This window comes from Sphingomonas sp. SP3 (assembly GCF_058514305.1).
Genome location: NZ_JBZSOE010000001.1, coordinates 1,479,022 through 1,492,620, shown reverse-complemented (window position 1 = coordinate 1,492,620; position 13,599 = coordinate 1,479,022). Strand labels below are relative to the sequence as shown.

The following is a 13,599-nucleotide window of genomic DNA, read 5'->3' as shown; positions in this document are numbered from 1 at the left end:
GTCGGCTTATCCCCCGACGGCGGCGCGGCGGAGATCGCGGGCGCGGGTCAGGATGATGTCTTCGAGTTTCTGGACCGTGGCGGCGGATACCGGTGCATCGCTCCAGCCGCCATTCGCATAGACCTGCTTCGCCGCCGAGACGCGGATAGCGTCGGCGCGGAGATCCTGGTCGAGGATCGCGACGGTCAACTTCACGCGCTCGGTCGGGACGCGCGGGTTGGCGTACCAGTCGGTGATGATCACGCCATCGCTGGCGTTGGCCTGGAGGAGCGGAGCGAACGAAACCGTGTCGAGCGCCGCACGCCACAGATAGCTGTTGACGCCGATCGTGGTCAGCCGGGTCGGCGCATAGCCGGTCGGCAGGTTGCGGTTCCGAGCGCAGCCGGATGTGGCCAAGGCCAAAACAATCAATGCGGCAGCGGTCGTTTTGAAGCGGTTCATCGGCGATCCTTGAAAGGCAGCATCTCGGAAGTTGGGCGGCGTTATAGATGGCCAAACTTGTCTCGCAAGCGTGTCCCTTGGCTGAACGATATTGTGCCTTGTCGGCAACAGGCGCGAAATGAATCGATTCCAGTCATGGAACCTTCAGCTTGCTGTGACTATATCGACTCACGAACAGGGAGTTCGTCTGTCGTGTTGAGACTCGCGAAACGAAAGGAAGCCAAGCTGCTCGCGGCCGCCGCCGCGGCCGGCCTGATGCTGTCTCCTGCGTTCGCGTCTCCGACGAAGAAGCGCGCTCCGGCGGTGTCGCTGAGCTTCGACCCGGTCGCTTCGTTTACCCCGGCCAACGCCGATCCAAAGCTGGCTGCAGCGCTTGCCGGCAAGGGCCTGTCCCTGACCGATTTCAAATTCACGCCCGCGCCCGCCAAGGGACGGCCTTCGCAGGTTCGAGTCGCGATTCGTGCCCAGGCAGCGCAGCCTGCGACCGGCCGCCTCACTGATGCCTCCGCCGCAACCGCGGTCGCGTCGCTCGCGCCCAGCACCTACAACCTCGGCGTTGCCGTGGGCTGGCGCCGCTTCGCCGTTTCCGGCGATGTCGCCAAGGTGAAGGATGCGAATCCGGCGCTCGGCGGTCGCGAGAGCGCCATCGTCGGCGTTAGCTATTCGCTCAACAACCGCCTGAGCACCCGAGTGGCGGTCGGCGCTGAGCGCACGACCGGGAGCCCGCTTGCGGCACTTCGTCGCGGCGACAATGTCTCGCTCGATGCCGGCGCTTCTTATTCGCTGTCGAAGCGCTTCGCCCTGACCGGCGGCGTCCGCTACAACGTCGAGCGTGACCGGATGTCAGCGCTCCAGGACGACCGTCGCGACAGCCAGGCCGTCTACGTCGGCACCGCCTTCAAGTTCTAAGCCGAGGCTTAAGTTCACGTTTTTGGCGCCTAACCGCGTGACATTTGTGGCCTTAAGCCGCTCATGACGTGCGCCGCCGAACGACTTCAGAAAATTCGCGACGAGATCGCAGCGGCCGCCGCGCTGGCCAAGCGCGACCCAGCCGGCGTCCAGCTCATCGCCGTGACCAAGGGCCGGCCAGCCGAAGAGATCGAGCCCCTGATCGAGGCCGGGCAACGCGATTTCGGCGAGAATCGAGTCCAGGAGGCGCTTGCCAAGTGGCCGGCGCTGCTGGCGCGCCATCCCGACGCACGGCTGCACGAGATCGGGCGGCTACAATCAAACAAGGCCGCCGAGGCGGTGAAGCTGTTCGATACTGTCCATTCGGTCGACCGCGCGTCGCTTCTCGATGCGCTGGTCAAGGAGGCAGACAGCGCGGGCCGCCATCCTTCCGTCTACGTCCAGGTGAATATCGGCGAGGAAGACCAGAAGGGCGGCTGCGCGATCGGCGAGATCGGCGCTTTGGTGGAGGCCGTCCGCGCCTCTCCGCTGCCGCTGGCCGGGTTGATGGCGATCCCGCCGCTTGGCGTTGAGCCGGCGCCTTATTTCGCGCTTCTCGGTAAGCTCGCCCGACGCCATGACGTCACCGGCTTGAGCATTGGAATGTCGGCGGATTTCAAAGCTGCGGTGATGCTGGGCGCGACCGCCGTGCGGGTCGGGACGGCTTTGTTCGAGGACTAATGCGGAACTTCGACGCGATCATCTTCGACTTCGACGGCGTGCTCCTCGAAAGCGAGTTCGAGGGCAACCGCCAGCTGGCGGAACTACTGACCGATCTCGGTCACCGGATTACGACGGAAGAAGCGATTGAGCATTTCGTCGGGCTGAGCGGCCCGCAATTCATCGCCGCGATCGAGCAACGTATCGGAGGGCCGCTGCCGCCCGAATTCCACGACCGCGCAAGGAGCAGAGCGTGCGCGCGCTGCGAGAGGGCGTGCGCGCCGTCGCGGGGGCCGTCGACTTCGTGCTCTCGCTGCCGGCCGATCTCCCCAGGGCCGTCGCGTCATCAAGCTCGACGCGTTGGCTCGGCGGCCATCTTGCCCATCTCGGGCTGACCGACGCGTTCGGACGCCACGTCTACAGCGGGCGTGAGCATGTCGAACGCGGCAAGCCGGCGCCCGATCTCTATCTCCATGCCGCGAGCGAGCTTGGCGTCGCGATCGAGCGATCGGCCGTCTTCGAAGATTCGCGGACCGGTGCAATGGGCGCGCTGGCCTCAGGCGCGACGGTAATCGGCTTCGCCGGCGGCTCGCACTGCTTCGATGGCCACGCCGACATCCTGCGCGGGCTCGGCGTCGAGCATATCGTCCATAGTTTTGACGAAGCGCGGCGGCTCGTCGGCCTAGATTAAGTGGCCGCTCTTGCTGCGCTTGGTGGCGAGATAGTCGGCATTGTGCGGATTGGCCGGCATGCGGTGCGCCACCCGCTCCACCACTTCGATCCCGGCCGCTTCCAGTCCCGCGACCTTGTTGGGGTTATTGGTGAGCAGCTTCATCGCCTCGACTCCGAGCGCCCGCAGCATCCCCGCCGCGTGGCCATAATCGCGCTCGTCGTCGGCAAAGCCGAGCCTCGCGTTGGCGTCTACCGTATCGAGACCGCGGTCCTGCAGCGAGTAAGCGCGCAACTTGTTGGCGAGCCCGATCCCCCGACCCTCCTGCCGCAGGTAGAGCAGCACGCCGCCGCCCGCTTCGCCGATGATTCGCAGCGCTTCTTTCAGCTGCGGGCCGCAGTCGCACTTCAATGATCCGAACACGTCGCCGGTCAGGCATTCGCTGTGTAGGCGAACCAGCGGCGGCTTGCCTCCGAACGCGCCGACGACCAGCGCGACATGCTCCTCGCCGTCATCCGAGGCGCGGAACGCGACGATCTGTGTTTCGGGAAGGCCGTCGAGCGGCAGCCTGGCTCGGGCGACGATCTCGATCCCCGGCTCGCGGTTTGAGCGCACAATGTCTCCGGCACTGACGGCGATGGCGGCCGCCCTGGCTTCGACGAGCCATAGCGCAGGCAGCAGGCCCGCGGACCGGGCCAGGATCAGCGCAGCCTTGGCCGTCTCCGCGCAGTCGCAGGGGACGGGGTGGAGCGGACCGACCGGCCCGCGGTCGAAATCCCGCCCGGGGTCGGCAACTGCCAGTGCGGTCTCCGCATCCAGCCAATCGGATCGCTCGATCAGCACCGGCTGAACTGGGTCGGCGGCGTCCTTGAGGTTCGCGAGCGACAAGGCAGCCGCGCGCTCGCCGCTAATTAGAAGCCGCGCATCCCGCTCAGGGTCGACCAGCTCGAGCAGCTCGGCCGTCGCTGTCTCGACCGCGATCACGGCGACCGGCGTGGGCCCGTCGATCCGCACCGGCCGGCCCGCCCGAAGCGCCGCGATCGCTCGGGCCATTGGGGAGCTTCGCGTCAAACTTCGACCTCGAGAATCAGCGGCACATGGTCCGACGGCCGCTCCCAATTGCGGCACGGCTCCAGCACCTCGTGCCCGATCAAATGCCCCGCGAGTTCGGGCGAGGCCCACATATGGTCGAGCCGCCGACCGCGGTCGTTCTTGGTCCAGTCGGGCGAGCGATAACTCCACCAGGTAAAGCAGCGCTCGGGCGCGGGCACGAATTTGCGGCCGATGTCGATCCAGTCGTGGGCATCGCGCAGCCGGTTGAGCGCCTCGACCTCGACCGGCGTGTGGCTGACGACATTCAGCAGCGCCTTGTGGCTCCATACGTCGCATTCCAGCGGGGCGACGTTGAAGTCGCCGACGATGATGCTCGGCTCGCGCAGATCCTCGGACCAGCGCGTCATCCGGCCGATGAAGTCCAGCTTCTGCCCGAACTTGGGGTTGACGGTGCGGTCGGGCGTGTCCCCGCCCGCCGGGACGTAGACATTCTCGAGCCGGATTCCGCATTCCAGGCGGACCCCGACGTGTCGCGCCTCGCCATTGTCCTGCCAATCGTGCTTGCCTGGCTCCCGAAGTGGAACCCGGCTCAGGATCGCGACGCCGTGGTGCATCCGCTGGCCGTTCAGCGCCCGATGCTTGTAACCGTGGCGATTGAACATCTCGGCCGGAAAAATGTCGTCCAGCACCTTCGTTTCCTGCAGGCACAGGATGTCGGGCTGCTGTTCCTTGATCAGCCGCTCGACGATTGCGGTACGCGCGCGCACCGAGTTGATGTTCCAGGAAGCGATCTTGAGCTTGCTCACGCTGATGCGCTTAGCCGCTCCGGACGCATATGAAAAAGGCCCCCGCTCCGGGGGCATGGAGCGAGGGCCGCCTAGCGTTCGTCACGCAAGGGATCCTGCGGAACCCCGGGTAACAGGGGGAAACCCCGGGTAAGTGCAGAACCGACCTTCTATGTAGGTAGGCGCGCCTGAAAGTGCGATGAACGGGTCGCAATATGAAACTTTTTTAATCTCACTTCTTCTTCGGTTCAGCGTAGCTGAACGCGCTTTCCGGCACGCCGACATTGTAACGGACATTGGAAAGCTTGACCGTCGTGCGGCGATTCTGTGCGTCGATCGCCGTCCAGCCATAGAGCTGGAGCCCGCCCGGGGCGGCGCTGGTGCGGGTAAACACCAGGGTCAGCGAACCATATTGCGACGGGTCGCGGGCCCGCACCGAAACGACGCGGGGATCATTGCTCGGAATGATCTGTGCGCGACCCTTGAGGTCGGGCGATCCCGAAAGTAGCACGCCCAAGGGCGTGCGGTTGAGCGGCCAGCTCGACTTCTGCCCGACTTGGTAGTCGACCATGGTCAGCGTCTTGCCGTTGGCGACCAGCACCAAATCATTGCTGCCATATTGAAAGCGGACTTTGCCCGGCTTCTTGAGCTGCAAGGTGCCCGCCGCGGCGCGGCCGCGTGCATCGGTCTGGACGAAGTTCGCGGTCATCGTCTGGACCGAGCCCAAGTGCGCCTTGAGCTTGGCCATGTCGGGCGAATCGGCGGCGGCGGCGGGGACGGCGACGCCAGCGATCGCGACCGGCGCCAGGGCGCGCGCTACCTTCATCGAAAAACTCATTTCAAACTCCTGGGTAATTTTGGCCGGAAACTGGCCTTTCCCCATTGAATGCGCACTGAACCTTACGGTTCCGGTCCGTTCAGGTCAGATCGGATGCCCGTCGGGATCGATCAGCACTTCGCGCCGGCCGACATGGTCCGGCTGGCCGACGAGACCGTCCTTCTCCATCCGTTCGATCAGCCGCGCCGCGCTGTTATAGCCGACGCGAAGCTGGCGCTGGAGGTAGGAGGTCGAAGCCTTCTGGCTCTCGGCGACGATCTGGATCGCCTTCTTGTACAATTGGGTCTCGGCGTCGTCCTCGCCGGTCGGCTGGCCGTCGAATAGGTAACCGCCGTCTTCCGGCTCCTCGGTCACCGCCTGGACGTAGTCGGGCGCGCCCTGCTTGCGCCAATGCTCGGCCACCGCGCGCACTTCCTCGTCGCTGACGAACGGTCCGTGGACGCGGATGATCTGCTTGCCGCCGGGCATGTACAGCATGTCGCCTTTGCCCAGCAGCTGCTCGGCGCCCTGCTCGCCGAGGATGGTGCGGCTGTCGATCTTGCTCGTTACCTGGAAGCTGATTCGGGTCGGGAGGTTGGCTTTGATGACGCCGGTGATGACGTCGACGGAAGGCCGCTGCGTCGCCATGATCAAATGGATGCCCGCCGCGCGCGCCTTCTGCGCCAGCCGCTGGATCAGGAACTCGACCTCCTTGCCCGCCGTCATCATCAGGTCGGCGAGTTCGTCGACCACCACAACGATTTGCGGCAGCACCTCATATTCGAGACTCTCCGTCTCGTAGAGCGGCTGCCCGGTGTCGGCGTCGTAGCCGGTCTGGACTCGCCGCCCGAGCTTGGCGCCCTTGGCCTTGGCCTCACGCACCTTGGCATTGAAGCTCGGCAGCGCGCGCACGCCGAGGTTGGCCATCATGCGATAGCGTTCCTCCATCTGCTCGACGGTCCATTTAAGCGCCCGGATCGCCTTGCCCGGCTCGGTGACCACCGGCGCGAGTAGGTGAGGAATATCGTCGTACATGCTCAATTCGAGCATCTTCGGATCGATCATGATCATTTTGCAGTCGTCCGGCCCGTAGCGGTAGAGCAGCGACAGGATCATGCAGTTGAGGCCGACCGACTTGCCCGACCCGGTGGTGCCGGCGACTAGCAAATGCGGCATCGGCGCGAGGTCGGCGATCACTGGATCGCCGGCGATATTCTTCCCCAGGATCAGCGGCAGCGCCATGTTCTGGTCTTCAAACGCCTGACTTCCGATTAGCTCGGACAGGCTGACCGTCTCGCGCTTCGGGTTGGGCAACTCGATGCCGATCACGCTCCGCCCCGGGATCGTCGCAACGCGCGCGGACAAGGCAGACATGTTGCGGGCGATGTCGTCGGCAAGCTGGATGACGCGGCTCGCCTTGATCCCGCTCGCGGGCTCGAGCTCGTACATGGTGACCACGGGCCCCGGCCGCACTTCGACGATGTCGCCGCGGACGTGGAAGTCGTCGAGCACCGATTCGAGCAAGCGCGCATTTCGCTCGAGCCCGGCGCGATCGATCTGCTGCTTGCCCTTTTCCGGCGGCTTGGCCAGCAGGTCGACGGTCGGCAAGACATAGGCGTCGCCCAGCGCCAGGCCGGGTTGCTTGCGCGGCGCGCGCGTTGCGGGAGCAACGGTTCGCGCCGGTTCGGCCACCGCGACCGCGGGCCTCGACCTTGGCGGCGCGGCCGGAACGATGCGGTCGTCCCCTTCCTGGATCTCGGTGCGTCGCGGCGCCGCACGGCGCTCGCGCGGCGTGCGTCTGAACAGGCCCGCGAACCATGCGCGCTCGTCGGGGTAAAGGCCGAGCGCGAGGTAACCGACCACCAGCCCGGCGATGGCAAACAGCAGCAGCACGCCAAAGTGGGTCGGGCCCGCGATCTGCGGATTTTGAATGAGGCCGATCGCCGCATCGACGCCATGCGCGGCCGCAAGGCCGAGCGCGCCGCCCCAGCCGCCGGGCAGTCCCGATACCGCGGACCCGCTGGTAAGGCCGAGCGCGACGCCGATCAGCAATGCGCCGATGCCGGCCAGCAACAGGCCGCGGCCGATCCTTCCGGCCGGCTCGAGCCTAAGCATGCGCAGTCCCGCAATCGCGATCACCGGGAAGAAGAGCACGGAACCCAGCCCGAACAAGAGCAACAGCGCATCGCTGAAATATGCGCCGGTGGCTCCCAGCCAATTGGCCGGGGGACCGCCTGCGGCGGTACTTAGCGAAGGGTCGGTTGGGCTATGGCTCGCCAGCGAAATTACGGCAGCGACGCTTGCGGCAACCAGCAATGCGCCCCAGGCGCGGAACGCGAAGCGGCGCACGGCCTGGCGCAATGCATCCCGCCAGTCCGGCCCCAATTCACGCTTTGGCGCGCGCGTGGCCACAGTCGCCATGTCCCACCCCTAACAAACTCTTGCCTCCAAGAATCCCCCACCCGGAGTCCGCGGTCAAGCGAAGTCGTGGCGTCATTGCGATGAACGGGGTATCGGCCCGCGCATGGATCGGGCGGACGTGATCATCTTTGGCGGCGGATTGGTTGGACTTGCCTTGGCGTCGGCGCTCGATTCCAGCGGGCTGACGGCGATCGTCGTCGATCCGGCCGACCCTGCGCCACGCGGCGAAGCATCGTTCGACGGCCGGACCAGCGCGGTCTCGTCGAGCTCAATGCGCATGCTCCAGGCGATCGGCGTCACTGATCACCTGGCCGAGCCGGGCTGCCCGATCCGCCGGATCGCCGTCGCCGACGGCCTTGAGCCGGGCGCGCTTCATTTTGACGCCGATGACGACGAGGCGCTGGGGTGGATGCACGAGAACCGACACTTGCGCACGGCGCTCCATGCGCGTGCGGACGCGGGCAAGAATTTGTGGCTGATGTGGAAGTCAAAGGTAGCGTCGGTCGACCGCGGCGATCATGGCGTGACGGTCGACCTGGAGGACGGGCGCAAGCTCCACGCACCGCTTCTGGTCGCTGCGGACGGACGCAATTCGACGACGCGCGAAGCGGCCGGAATCAAGATCGCGCGCTGGAAATACCACCACCAGGCGATCGTCTCGGTGCTCCGCCATGAGCAACCGCATGACCATGTCGCCTATGAAATCTTCTACCCATCGGGGCCGTTCGCGCTGCTGCCGATGAACGACGACGCGGGAGGCCATCGCTCTGCCATCGTCTGGTCGGTTCCGAACGAGGATGCGGCGGGTTGGCTGACGCTCAACGACGATGATTTCGCAGCCGAGGCCGAAGCGGCGATGGGCGGCTTCCTCGGCAAGGTGCAGATGCTGGCGCCGCGCTCTTCCTTCCCGCTCGGCTTCCATCATGCCGCGCAGATCACCGCGCAGCGCGTCGCACTCGTCGGCGATTCGGCGCATGCGATTCACCCGATCGCGGGACAGGGCTTGAACCTCGGCTTCCGCGACGCCGCCGCACTCGCGCAAGTGCTGGTCGAAGGTGCCCGGCTGGGCCTCGACCTCGGCGACAAGCAGCTGCTCGACCGCTACCAGCGCTGGCGCTCGCTCGATGCGCTGTCCGTCGCCTTTGCAACCGACACGCTGACCCGGCTCTACGGCGTTCCGGGCAAGACCGCCTCGGCGGTCCGCCGCTTTGGCATGGGTCTGGTCGGCCGGATCACGCCCTTGCGCGACAAGCTTAAGAGCGAAGCGCGCGGCACCAGCGGCGATCTTCCATTGCTGCTTCGGGGACTACCGATCTGACGGCTCGAAAGTGGCGGGCTCCGACACTATCTTGGGCTTGGCTTCCTTCGCGCCGCCACCCTGCTAAACCCGCCGCTTCATGCCTGACGCCAGCACGCCATCCGCCCAACCGCACCTCTATCTCGTCGATGGCTCGAGCTACATCTTCCGCGCCTATCACCGGCTCCCGCCGCTGACGAACCGGCACGGCCAGCCGGCGGGCGCCGTCTATGGCTATACGACCATGCTGTGGAAGCTGGCCGGCGACCTCAGCCGCGGCTCGCAGCAAGATGGGGGCCCGACGCACATGGCGGTGATCCTCGATGCGTCGGAGCATACCCACCGCAACGAGATGTACGACCAGTATAAGGCGCACCGCCCGCCGCCGCCCGAGGACCTGGTCCCGCAATTCCCGCTGATCCGTGTCGCAACCCGCGCCTTCTCGATTCCATGCATCGAAGAAGCGGGCCTTGAGGCCGACGACATCATCGCCTGCTACGTGACGGCGGCGACCAAGGCTGGGTGGAAGGTCACCATTGTCAGTTCCGACAAGGACCTGATGCAGCTGATCGACGAGGACGCCGGCGTCGACATGCTCGACACGATGAACGACCGGCGGATCGGGCGGAACGAGGTACTGGAGAAGTTCGGGGTGCCGCCGGAGAAGGTCGGCGACGTCCTCGCGCTGATGGGCGACAGCGTCGACAATGTCCCGGGGGTGCCGGGAATCGGCCCGAAGACCGCTTCGCAGCTGATCCAACAGTTCGGCGACCTCGAAACCGTGCTCGCTTCAACCGACCAGATCACCAAGCCGAAGCTCAAGCAGAATCTCGTCGAATTCGCGGGCGACGCACGGCTGAGCCGCGAGCTCGTTCGCCTGGTTTGCGATTCGCCGCTTCCGGAGCCGCTCGAAGATCTGGCGTTGAAGGGCATTCCGGAGGCGCCCCTTGCCGAGTTCCTCGCCGACCAGGGCTTCAAGACTCTGCTCAACCGGCTGACGACTGGCGGAAGCGTGCCCGCCGCGGCCCGGAGTAGCAGCGGTGCCGGCTACAATGACGTCATGGCGTCAATGGAACCTAAGAAGCTGGCGGAGCCCGAGAAAATCGAGGTCGACCGCTCCAAATATGTGACCGTCACGGACGAGGCGGAACTGGACCGCTGGATCGCCGAAGCCAGGGCGCAGGGCTTTGTCGCGATCGACACCGAAACCGACTGCATCGACTGCATCATCGCCAAGCTTGCGGGCGTCAGTCTCGCAACCGCGCCCAACAAGGCCTGTTATATCCCGGTCGGTCACAGCGGCCTCGATATGTTTGCCGAGGCCCCGAACCAGCTTCCGCTCGACCTTGTCCTGTCGAAGCTGAAGCCGCTGCTCGAGGACCCGGCAGTCCTCAAGGTCGGGCACAACCTCAAGTACGACTGGGTCATGTTCGACAAGGCGGGCATTGAGATGGCCCCGATCGACGACACGATGGTGATGAGCTTTGATCTCGACGCCGGAAAGTCGTTCGGTCACGGGCTCGACGAACTGGCCAAGGCGCATTTCGATCACGAGTGCATCCCGTTCAAGCAGATTTGCGGGTCGGGCCAGAAGCAGATCAGCTTCGACAAGGTCGCGCTTGGCCCGGCCACCGAATACGCCGGCGAGGACGCCGACATCGCGCTCCGCCTGTGGTTCCGCCTGAAGCCGCGCATTGCCGAGGAGAATGCGGCGCGGGTCTATGAACGGGTCGACAAGCCGCTCGTCCCGGTGCTCGCACGGATGGAGCAGCGCGGGATCAAGGTGGATCGCGACTATCTCGCGCGGCTGTCGTCGGAGTTCGGCCACGAAATCCAGGCGCTCGAGGAAAAGATCTACGAGGCGGCATGCGGGCCCTTCACCATCGGATCGCCGCAGCAGCTCGGCCAGGTGCTGTACGAGCGGCTTGGCCTGAAGGGCGGGCGCAAGGGCAAGAGCGGCCAATATTCGACCGACGTAAATGAGCTCGAGCGGCTCGCCGCCGAGGGCGTGTCATGCGCAACCCTTGTCCTCGAATGGCGCCAGCTGACTAAGCTTAAGTCCACCTACACCGACGCGCTCCAGGCCCAGATCAATCCAGAAAGCGGCCGCGTCCATACCAGCTTCTCGCTGACCGGCGCGCAGACCGGTCGGCTGTCGTCGAACGATCCCAACCTCCAGAACATCCCAATCCGGACTGAGCTCGGGCGCAAGATCCGAGACGCGTTTGTCGCCGAGCCGGGCAACAAGTTGCTCTCGGCCGACTATAGCCAGATCGAGCTTCGGCTTGCCGCGCACATGGCCGACGTCCCCCAGCTCAAGGAGGCGTTCCGCGCCGGCGCCGACATCCATGCGATCACCGCCGAAGAGCTGTTCGGCAAGGTCGACCGCGACACCCGCAATCAGGCCAAGACGATCAACTTCGCGATCCTTTACGGAAGCTCGGCCTGGGGCATCGCCGGGCGGCTCGGCCTGCCCAAGGATGAGGGCAAGGCGATCATCGATCGCTATTACGAGCGCTTCCCCGGCATCCGCGCCTTCTCCCACAGCACCTTGGCGTTCGCGCGCGAGCATGGCTTCACCAAGACGCTGTTTGGCCGGCGCACGCACTTCCTGCCTAATATCCGTTCGCCCAATCCGTCGATCCGCGGCGGGGCCGAGCGAGCCGCGATCAACGCGCCGATCCAGGGCACCAGCGCCGACCTCATCAAGCGCGCGATGGCGCGGATGGATTCTGCGCTGGCGGAGGCTGGGTTGGGCGACGTGCGCATGCTCCTCCAGGTCCACGACGAGCTCGTGTTCGAAGTCCCGGACGGGCGTGAGGAAGCGGCTGCAGCCGTAATTCGCGAGGTCATGGCCAATGCCGCAGAGCCGGCGATGATGCTCGACGTGCCGCTGGACGTCGAGGTCGGCTGGGGCGCGCACTGGGGCGAGGCGCATTGACCAAGGCCAAGCGCGTCGCGCCGGAACAGGCGTCGCCCGACGCCGACATGGCGACCCTGGCGCGGGGCGGCCGGCTTAACATTCTTGGCTTTGTCATCCGGCTGGCGGGGATGCTGCCGTTCCTGTTCATCGGCGGGCGCATTTACGGCCCGGCCGCGCTCGGCCGGTTCGCTTATGCCGTCCTGACCGTCGAGTTCGCCGCGCAGCTTGCGGCGCTCGGCCTCCGCCGCGGCCTTGCCCAGTTGCTGTCCGACGCGAAGAAGCCGCAGGCGTGTGTTGTCGCCGATGCGATGCTGGTCGCGGCGATCGGCTCGGCCGTCGGCATGGCAATCCTGTTCGCTTTTCCGCGCGCCATGTACCCGACCACCGTCATCCACGGCCTCGACCGGATGCTCGCGATCACCGTGCTGGCGATCGCCTGGACTGACATCGCTCTCGCTGCCCTGGCATATCATCACGACGTTGGCGCAACCGTGCGCGCCCGCTCGATCGTCCAGCCCTGGGTGATCAGCATCGTCGCCTTCGCCTGGTCCTACGTGTCGCTGGATGACGGCCTGATCGTCGCTTACGTTTTCTCGATGGTCGCGGCGCTGGTCGCCGCGCTGATCCCGCTGATGCGCTGCTACGGCATCCCGCACGGCTGGAAGCCCGACCTTCCGCTCGCCTGGGGCACGGCGGTGCGCAATGCGCCGCTCGCGGCCGCCGACACGGTCGAATGGGCCTCGCGCCGGATCGACCTTGCGGTCCTCGGTGCGTTCGTGCCGGCGACCTTCGTCGGCATTTATTATGCTGCGCAGCAGGTCGCGACGCTTCCCGCCAAGCTCAAGACCAGCTTTGAGCCGGTGCTCGGTCCCGCGATCGTGCGGCGCCTCGCGGTCAACGACCTTGCCGGCATCGCCAAGCAGGTGCGCCAGGTCACCTACTGGATCATCGCCGCCCAGCTCGGGATTGCGCTCGCGCTCGCGATCCCCGGACGCGCGGTCATGGGCCTGGTCGGCTCGCAGTTCACCGGCGGTACCGCGATGGTGAGCTTCCTCCTCGCCGCCGAAGTCATCGCCGCCGCCGCGGTGGTGAGCGAAGCCGCGCTCATCTACATCGCGCGCAAGCGGAACATGGCGATCAGCCTGGCGATGCTGGCTATTGAGGCCGGGCTTGCTGCCGCGCTGATCCTGATCATGCGCGACGAAGGCCTGCCGCCGTCATGGCAGGCGACCGGTCCCGCGATCGCGCTGTGCATTGCGCTGGCTTTCGCCTCGATCGCCAAGTCGTGGCTGCTCAAGCGCCAGCTGAAGGCGCCGGTCTCTGGCTGGCGCTGGGACCTCGCCTGGGCAACCGCGTCCGGCGTCATCGTCGGCGCCGGCGTTCGCTATTTGCTTCCCGAAACGCTCCAACTGTTCCTCGGCCTGCCGCTGATCCTCGTCGCCTTCTTCGCGGTTTTGTGGGTCAAGGGCTTCGGCCCCGAGGATCGTGAGTTGTTCCGAATGAACAAGGCCGACGTCAAGGAGCTTCGGGATGCCGAAGCCCGCGAACAGACTGTCGACGATATCGTTTAAGACTCGAAGGAGC

At 65.9% G+C, this 13,599-nt stretch carries 12 protein-coding genes; 6 read left to right on the top strand and 6 right to left on the bottom strand.

Features of this window, described 5'->3' with window-relative positions; translation table 11 throughout:
• Nucleotides 1-6: 6 nt before the first annotated feature.
• On the bottom strand, nt 7-441 hold the full coding sequence (locus AC4K8G_RS07770) for a DUF3576 domain-containing protein (protein ID WP_491733586.1): 435 nt from the start codon (nt 439-441) through the stop codon (nt 7-9).
• A gap of 192 nt (nt 442-633) precedes the next feature.
• Between AC4K8G_RS07770 and AC4K8G_RS07765 the strand changes: the two genes are divergently transcribed.
• On the top strand, nt 634-1,350 hold the full coding sequence (locus AC4K8G_RS07765) for a porin (RefSeq protein ID WP_491733585.1): 717 nt from the start codon (nt 634-636) through the stop codon (nt 1,348-1,350).
• Between the two features lie 63 nt (nt 1,351-1,413).
• Nucleotides 1,414-2,070, top strand: a complete 657-nt coding sequence (locus AC4K8G_RS07760; protein WP_491733584.1) for a YggS family pyridoxal phosphate-dependent enzyme — start codon at nt 1,414-1,416, stop codon at nt 2,068-2,070.
• Nucleotides 2,071-2,153: 83 nt separating this feature from the next.
• Here the strand turns inward: AC4K8G_RS07760 and AC4K8G_RS07755 are convergent, their stop codons facing one another.
• On the bottom strand, nt 2,154-2,282 hold the full coding sequence (locus tag AC4K8G_RS07755) for a hypothetical protein (protein WP_491733583.1): 129 nt from the start codon (nt 2,280-2,282) through the stop codon (nt 2,154-2,156).
• A 20-nt stretch (nt 2,283-2,302) separates the two neighbouring features.
• Here AC4K8G_RS07755 and AC4K8G_RS07750 point away from each other — a divergent pair, with 20 nt between their 5' ends.
• Nucleotides 2,303-2,740, top strand: a complete 438-nt coding sequence (locus AC4K8G_RS07750; protein ID WP_491733582.1) for an HAD family hydrolase — start codon at nt 2,303-2,305, stop codon at nt 2,738-2,740.
• On the opposite strand, the gene ribA is transcribed toward AC4K8G_RS07750, so the two are convergent.
• From ribA to AC4K8G_RS07730, 4 genes are all read right to left on the bottom strand, one after another.
• Nucleotides 2,732-3,772, bottom strand: coding sequence for a GTP cyclohydrolase II (gene ribA / locus AC4K8G_RS07745; RefSeq protein WP_491733581.1), 1,041 nt, complete (start codon nt 3,770-3,772; stop codon nt 2,732-2,734). The two genes, AC4K8G_RS07750 and ribA, sit on opposite strands and share 9 nt — an antisense overlap.
• Before the next feature lie 14 nt (nt 3,773-3,786).
• Complete coding sequence (locus AC4K8G_RS07740; RefSeq protein WP_491733580.1) at nt 3,787-4,578, bottom strand: exodeoxyribonuclease III; 792 nt, start codon at nt 4,576-4,578, stop codon at nt 3,787-3,789.
• Nucleotides 4,579-4,789: 211 nt separating this feature from the next.
• Entirely contained in the window at nt 4,790-5,395 is a 606-nt protein-coding gene (locus AC4K8G_RS07735) for a LolA family protein (RefSeq protein ID WP_491733579.1), read from the bottom strand.
• Between the two features lie 84 nt (nt 5,396-5,479).
• On the bottom strand, nt 5,480-7,795 hold the full coding sequence (locus AC4K8G_RS07730; protein ID WP_491733578.1) for an FtsK/SpoIIIE family DNA translocase: 2,316 nt from the start codon (nt 7,793-7,795) through the stop codon (nt 5,480-5,482).
• Between the two features lie 103 nt (nt 7,796-7,898).
• Here AC4K8G_RS07730 and AC4K8G_RS07725 point away from each other — a divergent pair, with 103 nt between their 5' ends.
• The 3 genes from AC4K8G_RS07725 to AC4K8G_RS07715 all read left to right on the top strand — a co-directional run bounded on the left by AC4K8G_RS07725 (nt 7,899) and on the right by AC4K8G_RS07715 (nt 13,586).
• Nucleotides 7,899-9,113 carry a UbiH/UbiF/VisC/COQ6 family ubiquinone biosynthesis hydroxylase gene (locus AC4K8G_RS07725; RefSeq protein ID WP_491733577.1) on the top strand — a complete coding sequence of 405 codons (1,215 nt, stop codon included), beginning with the start codon at nt 7,899-7,901 and terminating at the stop codon, nt 9,111-9,113.
• Between the two features lie 79 nt (nt 9,114-9,192).
• Nucleotides 9,193-12,033, top strand: a complete 2,841-nt coding sequence (gene polA / locus AC4K8G_RS07720) for a DNA polymerase I (protein ID WP_491733576.1) — start codon at nt 9,193-9,195, stop codon at nt 12,031-12,033.
• Nucleotides 12,030-13,586 (top strand): lipopolysaccharide biosynthesis protein, encoded by a 1,557-nt coding sequence (locus AC4K8G_RS07715; RefSeq protein ID WP_491733575.1) that lies wholly within the window; start codon nt 12,030-12,032, stop codon nt 13,584-13,586. Before polA ends, AC4K8G_RS07715 begins: the two co-directional genes overlap by 4 nt.
• Nucleotides 13,587-13,599 lie beyond the last annotated feature (13 nt).